Below are 15,361 nucleotides of genomic sequence, written 5' to 3' on the forward strand. Positions count from 1 at the left end.
CAATTTCATACTTACATTGATTGCGAAACAAACTTCAGCATGTCATCTGCAGCAGAGACCACTTTCGCATTCATCTCATACGCACGTTGAGTGGTGATCATGTCGACCATCTCTTCTACTACTTGTACGTTTGACCCTTCCAGTGCACCTTGCTTGATAATGCCGGCACCATCAGCTCCTGCAATCAGCTCATCAGCTGGACCGCTGGCTTCCGTTTCACGGAATAAGTTGCCACCCATGGCCTCTAAGCCTGCTGGATTGATGAATTTTGCAAGTGTAATTTGACCAAGCTGCTGAGGTGTTGGATCGTCTGCTGTTGTTGTAGTCACGGTGCCATCAACACCCACAGAGAAAGAGACCGCATTGTCTGGGATCTGGATTTGAGGCTCTAAAGGCAGGCCCTGACTGTTCACCATTAAGCCTTCTGAGTTTCTATGGAACTGACCATTACGTGTATACATGATCTGTCCGTCCGAGTTTTCTATTTGAAAGAAACCCTGACCCATTACAGCAAGATCCAACTCTTGCGTTGTGTTTTGGGTATTACCTTGAGTGAATACTTTTTGTGTGCCAACAACGCGAACACCGCTACCTAGCTGAATACCACTTGGTAGTTCGTTAACTTGGTCTACTTGAGCGCCTGGTTGACGCTGAATGCTGTAGAAAAGATCTTCAAATACAACTCGGTCACGCTTAAAGCCAACCGTGTTTACGTTTGCTAGGTTGTTAGAAATGGCAGTCATCTTCGTGTCTTGCGCTGCCATGCCTGTTTTACTTACCCATAATGCTGAATGCATTTTTTACTCCTTGCGGGGCGAGACTTAGCTCGCCGCCATTAATTTGTTACCAGCTTTTGCTAAAGTTTCCGCCGTTTTCATCATGCGAACTTGCATTTCAAAGTTGCGCGTCAGCGACATCACACTAACCAATTCATCAATAGCAGATACGTTACTGCCCTCAATGTGCTCAGGAGAGAGTTGCACGGTTTCATCTGCCGCGAATGGCACGCCATCTACGCTGTGCAGCAAGCTATCGCTCTCTTTTTGCAGTTGATTAATTTCCGGTTTAACCAACTTCAAAGTGCCTGCCACAATTTCTGCGCCGCCACCTGGTGGGATCACTGAGACTTGACCACGCTCGCTGATTTCAATCTTTTGATAATCCGGCACAACCAAAGGACCATTGTCACCGAGGACAGGGAACCCATTGATTGTTAGAGCGCCAAAAGTATCGACCTGAATATTGCCTGCACGGGTGTAAGCTTCGTTACCCGCTGGGGTTTCTACAGAGAGATACCCCTCACCCATAACCGCAACGTCCAACGGACGTCCTGTTTTCACAATATCGCCAGCGTCGAAACGTGTTGAGGCAGAGTTGGTCACAACCATAGTGCGACCATCAAAACCTGGGCCTTGCATCTCTACACTACGCACACGCTCCATATCCGCTCGAAAACCCGCAGTATCAGCATTTGATAAGTTGTTTGAACGAACGTGCTGCGCTTTAAGAACTCGGCTGGCACCCGACGTTGCCGTAAATAACAAACTATCCATGCAAAACTCCCATTACACCGCGTTAAACAAAGCTTGAGTAAGCTTGTCGCTGGTAGAAATTGTCTTTGCGTTTGCTTGGTAGTTGCGTTGTGCAGTCATTAGAGCAACAAGCTCGCTGGTTAAGTCAACGTTAGAACCTTCTAATGCACCCGGAGTTAGGTCACCCATCGTACCTGAACCCGGAACACCCATAATTGGAGCACCTGAGCTAAAGCTTTGAGTCCATGATGTTCCACTCACTTTCGCTAAGCCTTGTGTGTTTGCAAAATCAGCAAGAACAACCTGACCTTGTAGCTGTGATTGGCCGTTAGTGTAAGTCGCGTAAACCATGCCGTTACCTTCAACGCGTACACCTGCAAGTTCACCTGATGTGTAACCGTTAGGACTATTAGTACTTACGCCAAAAGCTGCACCAAATTGCGTGCTGCCTTTCAGGTTAATGTCTACACTCATCGCGTTCGCGCCTGCTGCAGGGAATGAAACATTAAACGGCGCAGTTGGTGTTGAAAGCGAGCCATCTTTACCAAACGTTACAGGCACAGTTGCTACTGGCGTCGTACCGCCATCTACTTGAACGTTCACTTCCCACGAGTTAGAAGCAGTCTTAGTAAAGTACTGAGTTACCGTGTGCGAGTTACCCAATGAGTCGTAGACTTTTGTTGTGTAAGACGAGTTAAATGAGCTTGGATCTTTTGGATTGAATGGCGTTACGGCTTTATCAATAACAGACGCGCTTGCGTCGAAGTTCGCAACAAAATCTAAGCTGTCTGTTGCTTTAGCATTCAGTGAGGAAGTCGATACCTGAATATTACCCACAGAACCTGTCATTAGGTTGTTGTTGCTATCGACACTGTAACCTTGAAGCTTTGCACCGCTGTTAGCCGTAACAAAGTTGTTCTTATCCGTTGAGAACACACCTGAACGTGTGTACAACATTTGACCCATATTATCTTTAGTAACAAAAAAGCCACCGCCATTAATAGCTAGGTCCATCGCACGGCCAGTTCCTGTGATACTGCCGTCTTTGTCGAAGTTCTGTGAAATTGACGCGACTTCCACACCACCAGGTTGCATGCCGTTGTATACAGCGGAGAATTCTGTGCGGCCACCTTTAAAACCATACGTTGATGCGTTGGCAATGTTGTGGCTGATTGTGTTTAGCTCTGTGTTGGTCGCGTCCAGACCACTTAGTGCGATGTTAAAACTCATAAATAGACCTCTGATTTCCGTATTTGGTTAAGCACCAAACTGAGTGATTTGATAGAAAGGAACGTTGCCAACGCCATGGACATTGACTAATGCTGCGCCACCGGTATTAGGAATGCGCACTTGCTCAACAGTGCCTGCCATCAGCACATTTGGACTTGCTTGCCCTTCTTGCACTTCTACGGCCACTGAGTATTTGCCTGGTTTAAGACCAAGTTCTTCAGGATTAATTGAAAAGTCGACGTCACCTTTACCGTGAGCACCTAGTGGCACTTTAGTTGATTGTCCAAATTCATCTTTAACAACTAACGTGACTTGGTTTGAGCTATGAGCGAGTTCGATTTTTCCGTTTTGTACGTCTTCACCAAGCTGAAATTCATCCGCGTTGACGTAAACCGTTTGCCCAACAAGGCCCGCTGTTGACAGCACTTGCATGTTGTCCAGTAACACCATGCTCTGTTGCATTGTCTTAGACATATTCTCGGTACTTTGTACCTGCGAGAACTGAGCCAATTGACCAACGTATTCCGTACCATCAAGGGGATTAAGTGGGTCTTGGTTTTGAATTTGAGCCACCATCAAAGAAATAAACTCATTCTCCAATGAAGAAGCACTGTTCATGTCTTTAGGGTTTGGTGAGATACCGTTGCTGTCTTTTGCTTTTGTATTTACTGGAGCGTCAGACGATAAAGGGGTGTATTGTGCAATACTCATTAGCTACCCTGCCCTAATCTAAGCAGACCTTGCTGCATACTTTTTACATTGGCTAATACTTCAACATTCGTTTCGAAGCTGCGTGTTGCGGACATCATGTCTGCCATTTCAGCAACTACATCAATATCTGGGTAAAACACATAGCCTTCATCATTAGCCAGTGGGTTGTTCGGCTCAAAACGCTTCTCTGCATCTCCAGCATTTTTAACAACGTCAACAATGCGAACTTCTGCATTGGGATAAGCTCCATTTTCTGTTGTCATTTGCGTTTTTTGGTACACAGTCGCAAATACTGGCTTAAGCGCTTTATAAGCATCTTCTGGATTTGCAGATACTGCATCTGCGTTTGCTAAGTTACTGGCTACCGTATTAAGACGCACAGTTTGTGCTGTCATCGCGGAACCAGTGATCGAGTAAATATCAGTGAATGACATAATTAACGTCCCTCAATCGCTTTCGCTAAGCCATTAAATTTCATGTTGAGAAACGTCAGGCTAGTTTGAAAGTCCATGTTGTTTTGCGTGAATTTTGCTTGTTCAACACCAAGCTCTACGGTGTTGCCATTTTTGCTATTCTGGTAAGGCACCGAGTATTGGGCCTGAACCTGGAACTTTGGCACCGGTTTGTTCACACCACCTGCCGTTACTTGGTTCATTACGGTGGTGAAACTTAGGTCTTTCGCCAAATACCCAGGGGTGTCAACATTTGCTAGGTTACTGGCGAGGACTTTGGTACGCTGAACGCGAAAATTAAGTGCCTCTGGATGTACTCCTAAAGCATTTTCAAATGTGATCGCCATGCATCTTCCTTACAGTTGGCTCGAATACGCCAACATACAAACAAGATACGTGCCATAAAAAATAGCTATATATATCAATGATTTACAAACAAGGATGGAAGCCAAACTTCCGGCTCTCGGAAAGCATTAAAAACAAGAGGAAAGTGTCCACTTCCTCAACAATAATGCTGACGTTACTCGCTTTGACATCAGAACAAGCATTCGCCAACACCAATGACAAAACCCTAAGCGTTGAAGAGATAAGGTCCGTTGTAGCAACGGATTTCGAACAAGAGGTGGATCGCGTAGCGCTCTCCAATCAGTGGGGGGAGTACAAACTAGACTTCGACATGTGGGTGCCCGGTTCCGCCAATCACTTGCCAGAATGTGAATCTCCTTTAGTTATCACAGGTCGTGACAACAACACGTTGCCAGTCGGTAACCTCAAGCGCTCAGTCAGCTGCGACAATATCGCATCACCATGGCGAATTAACGTTACGATAAAGTCTTCGCTGACTCTGCCTGTTTTGGTCGCGACAACCACGGTTGGCCGAAATGAAGTCGTAACGGCTAAACACATAAAGCTTGAAACCCGAACCATCTCTCGCCAAGACGATTTTTATACTCGCCCCGAGCAAGCAGTAGGCTTAGAAACCTCTCGTCGTTTGCGGGCTGGACAAGTGGTTAATCCATCCAATTTGTCGGCCCCACCTCTAATCGAGAAAGGCAATGAAGTCATAGTCATTGCGAGCAAAAATGGATTTAGTGCCAGCACAAAAGGAGTCGCCTTAGAAGATGGAGCGAAAGGGCAACAAATTGACGTGGAAAACCCAAGTTCGGGCAAGGTCATAAGAGCAGTCGTAACTGGATTAAACCAAGTTCATACTCAATTTTGATTTTTTGACTCGGGGTAACATTTTTTAATTTTGGCTCTCGTCAGTAACACTGAACTTCGAGTACAAAAAAAATATTTAATGTTTATCACATTCTAACCGCCTACTTAATTTAGAACATGATGATGAGGACCACAGCATGAAAATCGACAAAGTCGCGGGCGGTCATGTCCCACAAACAAAATTACAGCAAGCAAGCAAACAGCCTGTCGACGTCGTCGAACAGAGCAAAGTACACGAGCCTGCATTTCAAGCGAATACCGTAGCGATAGATCGCGCTCAAGCTGAAATGGCATCACTACCTGATGTTGATATGGAAAAAGTAGAACAAGTACGCAACGCATTAGCGCGTGGTGAACTTAGCCTAGATACAAAAGTGCTATCCAAGGCAATCATGCAGTTCCATACAGGTCACGAGTAATAAAACGCTAGGAAGACATCATGGCAAGCGCAGTATCGCAGCGAATTCAACAATTTGTTCGCTCTATATCTGAGGATATTAAGCTTTATCAACAACTGCTTCCTTTGCTGCAGCAGCAAAAGGTATTGTACTTAAAGTTTGATGGAGAGGCACTGAACGACAATGTTCAGAAACAAATGCCGATACTCAATAAACTCAGCCGCTCCGCCAATGACAGAAGCCAGTGTATGCGAGCGCTGGGGTTAGCGTGTAATGACGCCAGCGTAAAACGAATTTTCAATGCTTTGCCTGCCCAAATAGGTATGCAAGCTAGAAAACAATGGGCGCTATTGGAAACGTTGGTAAGTCAGTGCCAACAATACAATCAGAGCAATGGCCACAGCTCTGCGGCGTTCCATGAGTTGGTCAGTCAACTCAAACAACCTGTGCAACACACTTATGAAGATAAATCGTTCTAAACGATGTTCGTCTTGCCTACAGATTCAGTCGCCATCTCGGCTGAGTACTGTAGGCCTTTTTATTTTTATTGCCTTTCTGTCCTACCTTCCATTCACATGCCAGGCAAAACCAAATGCTGTCGATATTCAAACGCAGTATCAAGTATTAGCCCCATACAAGCCACAAATTGCCAAGCGTCTCGATTCATCCAAACCGGTAATTAACCACATTTTCAAACAGCTTCAAAACCACTCATTACCAAATAGCCTAGCCTTAGTGCCAATGTTAGAGTCTTCTTACAATCCCAAAGCCGTTTCTCATGCTAACGCCGCCGGACTTTGGCAATTGATACCAACCACAGCGAAACGATTCGGATTAACGATAAATACAAAACAAGACGATCGCTTTGACACAGAAGCCAGCACAACGGCCGCGCTCAAGTACCTGGCGTTTTTATACAACAAATTCGATCAAAATATGGCTCTCACTTTAGCTGCATACAATGCCGGAGAAGGACGTGTTGCACGTGCTATTCAGCGAGCAGGAAGTCGAGATTTCCAACAACTCACGCTGCCTAACGAGACTCGCCAATATGTCAGCCGCTTCTATGCATTGGAAAAGTTGATAGATATCGGTCAGTTACAATCCTCATCATTTCAACCTTTACTCTTATTTGCTCCAGACGCTCCTATGATTTCACAACCGCTGGTCGACTTTAGCCGACTGCCTCCGCTAGTTAATTTGTGATAAAAGCTACGACAGAGCTCAATGTCAGAGAAACGTAAAATCACAAGATCCTGTTCGGCGGATTTGAAAACTCGTGATCTCTATGCAAACGTGTGCAAAAAAGTTGAGGTAAGGTATCTCAAAGATAAGAAAGAGTAGTGGTTTACTAAAAAGCGCCCCAATTACGCTTGGCAATTGGGTAGATATGCGTCACATTGTGTTTGCAAAAAACATGAAAACCAATGGTCAGACCTAATAATTATTTACACACTAAATGTAAAACAGCTATTGTTTTCATAGTTCGAAACAAATCTAACATATCAAGATGACGCTTCGCTTGCGCGTCTGGAATAAGTCCGGGTTCCGGGGGGGAGTCCGGACTTTTTTATTGCTCTAAAATCTTTGCCCACAATAGAGCCAACAGAAGCTAAGTCGTAATGCTGCAAACTAGCTGTTTATAGTAATTCTTTAGAAATCAACTGAAGTAAAAACGTTTCGCGCTCAATGCTCATGCCTTTTTTCGGGCTTTCTGCCATCGTTTTTTCATTGTGTGCAATTGCTTCGTGTATGTTCATCCATACCGGGCGCATTCCATTTTTAACTTCGTAATCTTCATACGCCGTTTCGCCTAGCTCACGTTCGATTTTACATGTATAACAATACGACACCATGTGCATCACGTCAGCGTCATCCTTGTACCACGGACGAAACTCCTCAAAGATTCCGAAAGGCTTAATACCATGTATATTTTGGGCGCCCGTTTCTTCCTCTAATTCACGGACTAATCCAGCAATGACATCTTCACCATCATCAATACCACCGCCTGGTAGCGTGTAGTCATGGTAACGTTCTGTATAGAGCAACAGCACATCTTCACCATCAAGTACAATGGCTCGCGCTGCATTGCGCTGAAAAACAATTTTGTCATCCAAATGCTCTATGTCTGGATGAACGGTCGATTTTAAATGTCTCATCGAAAATACCACGGTCAATGTTTTGTGCGCATATTACCGAATTTCACACTTTAAATCATTGTTGTAGGCCAAGTACGTTCGAGCGCTTGTCAGGAAGTGATTGATATGACCTTCACAACAATACGCCAAGAACAGAAGTGTGACGTGCTAATCAGCAATAAATGAGAATATCTAAATTCTTATACGTCCCTCTTACTTTTAACATCGATAAGACAATAATCTCTTAAAGTTGCCTATAATCAATACAATACTCGCCCACCCCATGCGGAGATAAAGAATGAAAAAGACAAATTTAATGATGGCTATGGCTGCAACATTGGTATTGGCTGGTTGTTCAACTTACGAGGGAGCGACCCGATCAACTGAGTATACCTCCGTTGCAAATCCCGCAGCCGTATACTGTGTTCAGCAAGGTGGTGAGCTGGATACCGTGTCGGAAAACGGCGAACGTGTCACTTACTGTGTGCTGTCGGACAATGAACGCGTCGAGCAATGGGAATACTATCGCGAGAATCACAAAGAAAATGAGGGTGACAACTACTAATTATTTTTATCGATACGTCACCTTCCCTCTATCACCTAGGAGCCTTTGGGCTCCTTTTTATTTGATTTATCAAAGTGTTCTTACGTTGTTTTTACATATCTCTGACTTTACCGCACATCGACCCTATATCGAACAGTGTTCTATTCTTGACATTCCCCTGACATAACTTTCCACTTGGACAATAAAATTCCAAACACAGATCACACTAATTCACATTTCTTCCACATTTTCTGGGACAGGTGAGCAAGATGAAAACACAAATAGTAAAAGAAGCCGAGTCAGCCCCAAGCAACGTTGTTACTGAAAAATCAAAGCGCATTATTTATAAATCGAGTTTAAACGCCTTGATGATTGTCGCTATAAGTATTCTCGTTAACCTTAGTCTTCGTCTTGATTATGTCGTGTTGGGATCAAGCCTTGGCGAGCTTTCCGTTACAGAAACGCTCCAGCTTGTGATGCTTGCTATTGCATCATGGTCGTTTTTCAGCTTATCGAAACAACAGCCTCAGCTAAAGCATGCGGCTATTTTGATTGCAGGATTTTTTGCAGTACTGATTATTCGCGAAACGGACTATTGGACAGACATGATTCATCATGGCTCTTGGGTTTTCCCAGCACTTGCTGTCACCGCACTGGCTTGCGCCAAAGCTTACCAAGGTGGTAAAGGTACCATGAACGAAATGGCGACCATTTTAACGGTGCCACATATGAAGCTATTAGTTGGTGCTGTAATGCTATTATTAGTCTTCTCTCGTTTGTATGGTATGGGTAGTTTTTGGCAACAAGTGATGGACGAAAATTACATCCGTGATGTTAAAAATATCTCAGAAGAAGGTATAGAACTGCTTTGCTACTGTTTGATCGCATTAAGCGCCGTCCGCACAAAACGCGAGCTTAATGAATAGACTCTGGGTCAAAGCGACGGTTCAATGCCGTCAGTATCGGATGGAAGATACTTAATGCCTTTTCCGCAGCACCTACAGATTCATCCAAGGCCGTCATTTCGACGGCCTTTTTCATTTCTTCAATATGTTGCAAAGCCTCTTTATCGAGCGGTAAAGAGAGCAATTTGTGAATAGTATCTCTTGCGATCATAAGTGGCTTTTTTCGGACAATTGATAAATCTCGGAAAAATACGCCATGCTTGACCCCTTCTAAATAAACTCGGTAGGTTGTGAGTTCATCGAGTAGCAAGAATGTGTCCGCCATAAGCCCTTTATGTGGGTATGGCACGCTAATATGTTTGCTGATATCCAGTGGAATATTGAGGGTCACCCCCATGGATTCGCAATCGGATTTAAGTACTCGTAATAAGCCTTGCTCATCCATCAAATTCTGGATATCAATGATTCGTTCGAGGTGGTAGTCATTAGACAGCAAGATAACCTCAACCGGATGCCCCAACCATAACTCGAACAACCCACTTTTGCACAAAACTTGGGAAACATAACGCATGTTTTGAAACGTGTTCAACGACTCCGTTTCTAAGAGTATATGACGTTCAGGGAACGGATTCACAGAGTCTGCGTTTAGGGTTCTAAAATACGCGTACATCGCCTCTGCTTCAGAAACACTTTGTCCTTGCGTTACTCCGCCACAAAAAACAATCACCGTTCGCTCTATCGGTAGTGATGCAGTCCTACAAGACAAAGCTTCGACTCTGGTTATGCCCTCAGAGGTCAACCTGTTATTGACGAGGCGTTTACCTAAAACGATGACGATGTTGTCTAACTTCATTTTAAAATCTCGCGCTTAGTTGGCAGTGTTACAAAAATCTTCTTTCACTCCCGACCCACAAGCTTTAACATCTAGTTAACAACACTGTTCTAGAGACCTTTATAAAGGTTCACTGCTAAAGGAAGTCAATTATGCTGTCGATTTTCGATATATTTAAAATTGGTGTCGGGCCATCCAGCTCCCACACTAATGGTCCTATGCTTGCCGGATTCCATTTCACTCAGCTAGTTAGCGACTCTATGGCGAAAGTGCATCGGGTGCAAGTGGACCTTTATGGCTCATTGTCACTGACAGGTCGAGGGCACCATACAGACCGAGCCACGGTCCTTGGTTTGATGGGAAATAAACCTGATACCATCAAAATGAGCAGTGCCAAAAGTGCGCTACAAAATACCATAGACAATAATACGCTCATGCTCGCCGGTACACACCAGATTGAGTTTAGCTACGACCATGACATCGTCTTTCATAGCGACAACCTTCCCCTGCATGAAAATGGTATGACGATTACGGCATTAGACGCAGCTGGAGATCAAGTAGCGTTTGAAATTTATTACTCCATTGGGGGCGGATTCATCGCCACCGCCGACGAACTAGAGAACGGCACGCAACAAAATGAGGTCGCAGTACCATTTCCGTTTACATCCGCAGATGAGATGCTGGAAAAAGCCGAGACGAACGGTTTCAGCTTGGGAGGCATGATCCTCCAAAACGAACTCGCATTTCGCTCAGACGAAGAAATTAACCAAAGAGCAGAGCAAATTTGGAAAGTGATGTCGCTATGCATGCAACGTGGCTTCGATACGGAAGGGATTTTGGAAGGTGGTCTAAATGTCACTCGTCGAGCACCAAACCTTTTGAAAAAGCTCGAAGCCAACGCTGCAGTTGAAAACGATCCGATGGAGATCATGGATTGGATCAATCTCTTTGCCTTTGCGGTTAGTGAAGAAAATGCAGCAGGAGGGCAAGTCGTCACTTCTCCAACGAATGGTGCAGCAGGGGTGATTCCGGCGGTATTGATGTACTACCATCGCTTCATCAAAGAGCTCGATGTTAAACAGCTAAAAGACTTTCTCGCAGTCGCCGGCGCTATCGGCATCTTATATAAAACTAACGCGTCAATTTCTGGTGCAGAAGTGGGGTGTCAGGGAGAAGTTGGGGTTTCTTCATCCATGGCTGCCGCTGGCTTAACAGCGCTAAGAGGGGGCAGTAACGAGCAGATTTGTATTGCTGCGGAAATTGCGATGGAGCATTCATTGGGTATGACTTGTGACCCGATTGGCGGCTTGGTTCAAGTACCTTGTATTGAAAGAAATGCCATGGGAGCAATGAAAGCGATTAATGCATCGCGTATGGCATTAAAGCGCACAAGTAAATGTTTAATTTCTTTAGATAAAGTTATCGAAACCATGTATCAGACTGGTAAAGATATGAATAAAAAATACCGTGAAACCTCTTTGGGGGGCTTAGCTGTAATTCATATGGCACCGCCATGCGAATAATGGCAGGTGGTCATTGCGCTTAGCTTCTCACCATACGCTTATCTGGTAATTATGATCTGATGATATTACATATAGAAATGCCGCGTTCTTCGCGGCATTTTCTTAACAAGAAACTATTCGATTAATCACGTCGACCACGAAGTTCAATTTTTTGAGTTGCAGCATCCGAATGGATTGTTACACCGCCATAGGCCATTTCATTGCGACCCTTCAGCGTCAATTGAGAATCTGCACGCTCTACGTCAACCTGATTTTTCGTTGCCATCGTCATATCAATCGTGCCCGTGTATGACCCATCGCCAGCAAATGCTACGTTTGTTGAGCAAACCATCAAAACAAGTGCGATTAGTTTTTTCATACATCACCTCTATTATCGTTCTTACTTTCTTTCGGTGGAAAAACTGTAACAACAGAAACGCGCTCATACGAGGAAAGCCATTATTTACCAAATGGAAATCCATGCTAATAAACTGATGTAACCAAGAATAACTTATCGTTACCTTCAATAAATCAGGGATAAGGCAGCAACTTAAATTGACCGAGCGTTGTCTTTTCTTAAGAAATTCAGCGATATGATTTGTCGACAAAAGCCAAGCGAGACAATGTATGAGCGTTAATCTGGATATTCAAAATATTTTGGTATTAAAACGGATGTATGAGTTACGTAACGTCCGGTTAGTCGCAGAATCACTCGGTAAAACGTCAGGAGCAATCAGCAAAAATCTGACAAAGATGAAAACTCAGCTCAATGATCCGCTATTCGTTCAGACCAAAAATGGCTTTGAACCAACAGCTTTTGTGGAAGCGAACATTGCGCATTTTGAGCAAATAATCAACAGTATTGATTCCATCAAACCACAGCATTTTTCACCAGCTCATTTTGACGGCTCAATCACTATTTATGCCAACACATTGTTTTGGGAGTACTTCGGTGACAAGTTTTACTTGGAGTTACTAAAGCACGCTCCAGAAGCAAAATTCTCATGTTTGCGCTGGGGTAGCGAAGCAAAAAAACGATTAATTGACGGTGAAAACGCCATTGCGATTCATTACTTTGATGAAGATCTGCCACAGTCAATTGTTCAGACCGAACTGGGGCGAGGAAAAGCGGTATTTTTTGTTCGACAAGATCATCCCGCTCAAAACTCCCAAGAGCTAGAAGAATACCCTTTTATACTTTTTAAAACGCCGGGATGGAACGACTACCGATACCCTGTGTTGGAAAGGCTCAAACATATGGGTTTTAGAACCACACCTAAAGTGGAAATTGAGCACCCAGCGATGATTCAAAAAGTGCTTCTGCAAACGAATCATTTTGGCATAACGATGAGTGGACATGTTCCTAAGGGTTGCCGAAGTATCGCGCTTCCTGCTGGGCTAGAGCTTGATGTTCGCTACGTGATGAGCTGTCGTCGCTCTCAACAGCAAGCTCCGGTAAATCAGTGGTTATTAGATGTAATTAAGCATGTCGCTCAGTCCTAGACTGATGACTTGCTACTGCTAATAATAGCCAAACCACACATGCGCTCTACTCACTCGCTGAACGAACATTAAAGACTCTGTATTAACCATTGAGCAAAGGTGTTTACGTGTGATTTTTCGGATGCTCGAACCATCATATAATGTGCACCAGAACTTGGCATATTCCAATTTCCAGCCTGGACTAATACGCCCTGTTGCAGCTCATCCTCAACAAGAAAGTCTCTTACCAGCAACATGCCAAGTTGATTCATCGCAGCATGAATCGCAAGCAATGAGTGTTCAAACTCGGCGACGACTTTGCTCACCTTCCCTTGATAACCTTGGTGCGTAAGCCACTCTTGCCAAGATTCATGATAACCGCCAGTACAAATTTTAGGCGCTTTAGCTAACTGCAAGAGGTCATTTATCGGGTTTAAATGCATAAAGCCGGGGCTTGCGACAACGATCCAGTTTTCTTGGGTTAATCGTATGGCTTCTTGCTCTTGCCAATCTCCATCTCCGTTAATAATTTCGATATCCGCAATCGCACTGGCGCTTGGAACTGTATTAGCAGTAGTCGAGATTTTAAAGGAGATGTCTGGGAATTGTCGCTGAAAATCAGCCAATCTTGGCATTAACCACTGAGAGCAAAAGCTGTGAGCGACATGTAAGTTAACTTGCGTATTCTTGGGACGAGTAAATAAATGCTGCGTCGTGGTCGATAATGTTTGAAGCACATGATTAACCACAGGCCAGTATTCTTGTGCGGAGCAGGTCAGCGTAAGGTGCGTGCCCTTGCGCTCGAATAACGTCGCATTGAGCTGTGACTCTAGCGATTTCACCTGCTGGCTTACGGCCGCACGAGTCACATTTAGCTCCTCTGCGGCTTTTGTAAAACTCTGTAGTCGCGCCGTGGCTTCAAAAGCTCGGAGCAAATTGAGCGGCGGTAAACTTTGCATATCATTCTCCCAGACATTTAGCTGTCATGCTATGAACTGGTGATGACAAATTGATGAAGGTGTTGAGTTTACGTATGTTGAGCATATGTCAAAGCGTCCCGATATAACTATGTTTCTATACAACTACTTAGTTTGTTAAGCGGGATCAAAAAAGCCAGCGTGATACACGCTGGCTTTTGGAACTTTATCTTAAGCAGGAATTATTCTGCTTTTTCAGTTGTTTGGTATTCAAACGCAGGAACAACCACTTCAACACGACGGTTCATTTGACGACCTTGACGTGTCTCGTTGCTTGCTACTGGGTTAGCTTCACCCATGCCTTTCACTGTCATACGCTCAGCCGCAATACCTTTTGCTTGGAACTCGTCAGCAACGGCTTTCGCACGTTTTTCTGTGAGTTGCTTGTTGTAAGCAGCAGAACCTGTCGTATCGCTGTAACCCGTGATCTCAACTTGAGCTTGTGGGTAAGTATTCATCAAATCAACGGTACCAGAAAGGTTCGACGCGTCTTTCACTTCTGCACTTTCTAAGTCGAATTGTACTGTCGCTGTTGTTTGAGCAGGGTAAACGTGATCTACAATGCGTGTTGCAGGACGTGCTTCTACCACCTCTTCAACGGCTTTTTCTTGAACGACTGGCTCAGAACCAAACTTGTAGTTGAAACCGATACCGAAGAAATCTGAATCCATGTCTTCAATTACATCATCAGACATATCTTGGTAGCGTTGGTATTCAGCACGTAGGCTCCAGTTGTAGTTGATTTGGTATTCAGCACCCAGAGAGCCAGTTGGTACGAAATCTTTCTCGTCACCAGCCATCATGTATGCAGCACCAACTTTCGCGAATAGATTCCAAGAATCCGTTAGCGGTAGGTTAAATTTAGGAGCAAGCGTCAACGCCCAAAGATCACCATCAACGGTGTTTAGGCCAGGCTTTTTGAAGTTTGCAGTGAAGTCACCAAGGTAATCAACACCATACTCTGCTGCAACGTACTTGTTGAAGCTGTAGCCTAAGTGCATAGATGCTGCAAAACTGTCGTCGTCACAAGGTTCGTTTAGGTAACACGCATCGTTTAGAGAGTTGTAACCTATTTTACCGCCCATGTAAGTGTCAGCAAGTGCAACGTTTGAGATCACACCACCAGCAAGTACAGTAGCCACTGCTATAGCGATTTTTTTCATTATTCTTTTCCTTTTTCTTGTACACAAAGCAACACATCGCGGCAGCATACTGCCGTAAAATATGAAGCCGTAACTTTCTCTTTTCTTCGAATAGAAATAGCTAAATAGCGTAGGAAAGAATCAAAAATGATATTCAAACGCCAATGACGTAAAACGGAAAAAGGTAACCTCAAGACCATCTATTCATGAGCTTCATCCGCATACCCAACCGAAAAATAAAGTTCGTTGCGTTGGTTTAGCCATAGTCAATTCGTTGCGGAGAATATCACAAAGA

Annotated in this window: 19 protein-coding genes; 8 read left to right on the forward strand and 11 right to left on the reverse strand. The window is 44.3% G+C overall.

Translation table 11 applies throughout. The features are described 5' to 3' along the window. Nucleotides 1-11: 11 nt before the first annotated feature. The 6 genes from flgG to flgB are packed head-to-tail and all read right to left on the reverse strand — an operon-like array spanning nt 12 to nt 4,272. Nucleotides 12-797, reverse strand: coding sequence for a flagellar basal-body rod protein FlgG (gene flgG / locus R7R24_RS12180; protein ID WP_005374008.1), 786 nt, complete (start codon nt 795-797; stop codon nt 12-14). A gap of 24 nt (nt 798-821) precedes the next feature. After that, a complete protein-coding gene (gene flgF / locus R7R24_RS12185) occupies nt 822-1,553 on the reverse strand; it encodes a flagellar basal-body rod protein FlgF (protein WP_005374009.1) in 732 nt (243 codons plus the stop codon). 12 nt (nt 1,554-1,565) lie between these two features. Continuing rightward, nucleotides 1,566-2,762, reverse strand: coding sequence for a flagellar hook protein FlgE (gene flgE / locus R7R24_RS12190; RefSeq protein WP_017635110.1), 1,197 nt, complete (start codon nt 2,760-2,762; stop codon nt 1,566-1,568). 27 nt (nt 2,763-2,789) lie between these two features. Further along, complete coding sequence (flgD, locus tag R7R24_RS12195; protein WP_005384410.1) at nt 2,790-3,473, reverse strand: flagellar hook assembly protein FlgD; 684 nt, start codon at nt 3,471-3,473, stop codon at nt 2,790-2,792. After that, nucleotides 3,473-3,907, reverse strand: a complete 435-nt coding sequence (gene flgC / locus R7R24_RS12200; protein WP_005374012.1) for a flagellar basal body rod protein FlgC — start codon at nt 3,905-3,907, stop codon at nt 3,473-3,475. The genes flgD and flgC overlap by 1 nt, the downstream gene beginning before the upstream one ends. 2 nt (nt 3,908-3,909) lie before the next feature. Then, a complete protein-coding gene (gene flgB / locus R7R24_RS12205) occupies nt 3,910-4,272 on the reverse strand; it encodes a flagellar basal body rod protein FlgB (RefSeq protein WP_005374013.1) in 363 nt (120 codons plus the stop codon). A gap of 77 nt (nt 4,273-4,349) precedes the next feature. Between flgB and flgA the strand changes: the two genes are divergently transcribed. From flgA to R7R24_RS12225, 4 genes are all read left to right on the forward strand, one after another. Next, a complete protein-coding gene (gene flgA / locus R7R24_RS12210; protein WP_054579236.1) occupies nt 4,350-5,147 on the forward strand; it encodes a flagellar basal body P-ring formation chaperone FlgA in 798 nt (265 codons plus the stop codon). A 136-nt stretch (nt 5,148-5,283) separates the two neighbouring features. Beyond that, complete coding sequence (flgM, locus tag R7R24_RS12215) at nt 5,284-5,565, forward strand: flagellar biosynthesis anti-sigma factor FlgM (protein ID WP_005374016.1); 282 nt, start codon at nt 5,284-5,286, stop codon at nt 5,563-5,565. Nucleotides 5,566-5,585: 20 nt separating this feature from the next. Further along, the gene (gene flgN, locus R7R24_RS12220; RefSeq protein WP_005374018.1) at nt 5,586-6,023 is read left to right on the forward strand and encodes a flagellar export chaperone FlgN; all 438 of its coding nucleotides are present in this window, start codon (nt 5,586-5,588) and stop codon (nt 6,021-6,023) included. Next, the gene (locus tag R7R24_RS12225) at nt 6,004-6,750 is read left to right on the forward strand and encodes a lytic transglycosylase domain-containing protein (protein WP_054579235.1); all 747 of its coding nucleotides are present in this window, start codon (nt 6,004-6,006) and stop codon (nt 6,748-6,750) included. The genes flgN and R7R24_RS12225 overlap by 20 nt, the downstream gene beginning before the upstream one ends. 434 nt (nt 6,751-7,184) lie before the next feature. Here the strand turns inward: R7R24_RS12225 and R7R24_RS12230 are convergent, their stop codons facing one another. Next, nucleotides 7,185-7,703 carry an NUDIX hydrolase gene (locus R7R24_RS12230; RefSeq protein ID WP_005374021.1) on the reverse strand — a complete coding sequence of 173 codons (519 nt, stop codon included), beginning with the start codon at nt 7,701-7,703 and terminating at the stop codon, nt 7,185-7,187. Nucleotides 7,704-7,980: 277 nt separating this feature from the next. Between R7R24_RS12230 and R7R24_RS12235 the strand changes: the two genes are divergently transcribed. Further along, nucleotides 7,981-8,247: a DUF333 domain-containing protein gene (locus tag R7R24_RS12235; RefSeq protein WP_005374023.1), complete on the forward strand. Its 267-nt coding sequence runs from the start codon at nt 7,981-7,983 to the stop codon at nt 8,245-8,247. Nucleotides 8,248-8,495: 248 nt separating this feature from the next. Next, nucleotides 8,496-9,152: a hypothetical protein gene (locus R7R24_RS12240; RefSeq protein WP_005374025.1), complete on the forward strand. Its 657-nt coding sequence runs from the start codon at nt 8,496-8,498 to the stop codon at nt 9,150-9,152. On the opposite strand, the gene R7R24_RS12245 is transcribed toward R7R24_RS12240, so the two are convergent. Continuing rightward, nucleotides 9,142-9,984, reverse strand: a complete 843-nt coding sequence (locus R7R24_RS12245; protein WP_054579234.1) for a YdcF family protein — start codon at nt 9,982-9,984, stop codon at nt 9,142-9,144. The two genes, R7R24_RS12240 and R7R24_RS12245, sit on opposite strands and share 11 nt — an antisense overlap. Before the next feature lie 131 nt (nt 9,985-10,115). Between R7R24_RS12245 and R7R24_RS12250 the strand changes: the two genes are divergently transcribed. Beyond that, nucleotides 10,116-11,486, forward strand: coding sequence for an L-serine ammonia-lyase (locus tag R7R24_RS12250; RefSeq protein ID WP_005374028.1), 1,371 nt, complete (start codon nt 10,116-10,118; stop codon nt 11,484-11,486). A gap of 121 nt (nt 11,487-11,607) precedes the next feature. Here the strand turns inward: R7R24_RS12250 and R7R24_RS12255 are convergent, their stop codons facing one another. Then, nucleotides 11,608-11,844 carry a hypothetical protein gene (locus R7R24_RS12255; protein ID WP_005374030.1) on the reverse strand — a complete coding sequence of 79 codons (237 nt, stop codon included), beginning with the start codon at nt 11,842-11,844 and terminating at the stop codon, nt 11,608-11,610. A 248-nt stretch (nt 11,845-12,092) separates the two neighbouring features. On the opposite strand from R7R24_RS12255, the gene R7R24_RS12260 reads away from it, so the two are divergent. After that, nucleotides 12,093-12,968, forward strand: a complete 876-nt coding sequence (locus R7R24_RS12260; RefSeq protein WP_047102796.1) for a LysR family transcriptional regulator — start codon at nt 12,093-12,095, stop codon at nt 12,966-12,968. Nucleotides 12,969-13,036: 68 nt separating this feature from the next. Here the strand turns inward: R7R24_RS12260 and R7R24_RS12265 are convergent, their stop codons facing one another. Both R7R24_RS12265 and R7R24_RS12270 read right to left on the reverse strand, forming a co-directional pair. Further along, a complete protein-coding gene (locus tag R7R24_RS12265; protein ID WP_047102797.1) occupies nt 13,037-13,906 on the reverse strand; it encodes a LysR substrate-binding domain-containing protein in 870 nt (289 codons plus the stop codon). 200 nt (nt 13,907-14,106) lie between these two features. Then, nucleotides 14,107-15,087, reverse strand: a complete 981-nt coding sequence (locus R7R24_RS12270; protein WP_065275126.1) for an OmpA family protein — start codon at nt 15,085-15,087, stop codon at nt 14,107-14,109. Nucleotides 15,088-15,361 lie beyond the last annotated feature (274 nt).

Source organism: Vibrio sp. 704 (assembly GCF_033339295.1).

Excerpts from the sequence above, each read along its gene's own strand:
- flgG (WP_005374008.1), bottom strand. The coding sequence starts at position 797 with ATGCATTCAGCATTATGGGTAAGTAAAACAGGCATGGCAGCGCAAGAC.
- flgF (WP_005374009.1), bottom strand. The coding sequence starts at position 1,553 with ATGGATAGTTTGTTATTTACGGCAACGTCGGGTGCCAGCCGAGTTCTT.
- flgE (WP_017635110.1), bottom strand. The coding sequence starts at position 2,762 with ATGAGTTTTAACATCGCACTAAGTGGTCTGGACGCGACCAACACAGAG.
- flgD (WP_005384410.1), bottom strand. The coding sequence starts at position 3,473 with ATGAGTATTGCACAATACACCCCTTTATCGTCTGACGCTCCAGTAAAT.
- flgC (WP_005374012.1), bottom strand. The coding sequence starts at position 3,907 with ATGTCATTCACTGATATTTACTCGATCACTGGTTCCGCGATGACAGCA.
- flgB (WP_005374013.1), bottom strand. The coding sequence starts at position 4,272 with ATGGCGATCACATTTGAAAATGCTTTAGGAGTACATCCAGAGGCACTT.
- flgA (WP_054579236.1), top strand. The coding sequence starts at position 4,350 with ATGATTTACAAACAAGGATGGAAGCCAAACTTCCGGCTCTCGGAAAGC.
- flgM (WP_005374016.1), top strand. The coding sequence starts at position 5,284 with ATGAAAATCGACAAAGTCGCGGGCGGTCATGTCCCACAAACAAAATTA.
- flgN (WP_005374018.1), top strand. The coding sequence starts at position 5,586 with ATGGCAAGCGCAGTATCGCAGCGAATTCAACAATTTGTTCGCTCTATA.
- R7R24_RS12225 (WP_054579235.1), top strand. The coding sequence starts at position 6,004 with ATGAAGATAAATCGTTCTAAACGATGTTCGTCTTGCCTACAGATTCAG.
- R7R24_RS12230 (WP_005374021.1), bottom strand. The coding sequence starts at position 7,703 with ATGAGACATTTAAAATCGACCGTTCATCCAGACATAGAGCATTTGGAT.
- R7R24_RS12235 (WP_005374023.1), top strand. The coding sequence starts at position 7,981 with ATGAAAAAGACAAATTTAATGATGGCTATGGCTGCAACATTGGTATTG.
- R7R24_RS12240 (WP_005374025.1), top strand. The coding sequence starts at position 8,496 with ATGAAAACACAAATAGTAAAAGAAGCCGAGTCAGCCCCAAGCAACGTT.
- R7R24_RS12245 (WP_054579234.1), bottom strand. The coding sequence starts at position 9,984 with ATGAAGTTAGACAACATCGTCATCGTTTTAGGTAAACGCCTCGTCAAT.
- R7R24_RS12250 (WP_005374028.1), top strand. The coding sequence starts at position 10,116 with ATGCTGTCGATTTTCGATATATTTAAAATTGGTGTCGGGCCATCCAGC.
- R7R24_RS12255 (WP_005374030.1), bottom strand. The coding sequence starts at position 11,844 with ATGAAAAAACTAATCGCACTTGTTTTGATGGTTTGCTCAACAAACGTA.
- R7R24_RS12260 (WP_047102796.1), top strand. The coding sequence starts at position 12,093 with ATGAGCGTTAATCTGGATATTCAAAATATTTTGGTATTAAAACGGATG.
- R7R24_RS12265 (WP_047102797.1), bottom strand. The coding sequence starts at position 13,906 with ATGCAAAGTTTACCGCCGCTCAATTTGCTCCGAGCTTTTGAAGCCACG.
- R7R24_RS12270 (WP_065275126.1), bottom strand. The coding sequence starts at position 15,087 with ATGAAAAAAATCGCTATAGCAGTGGCTACTGTACTTGCTGGTGGTGTG.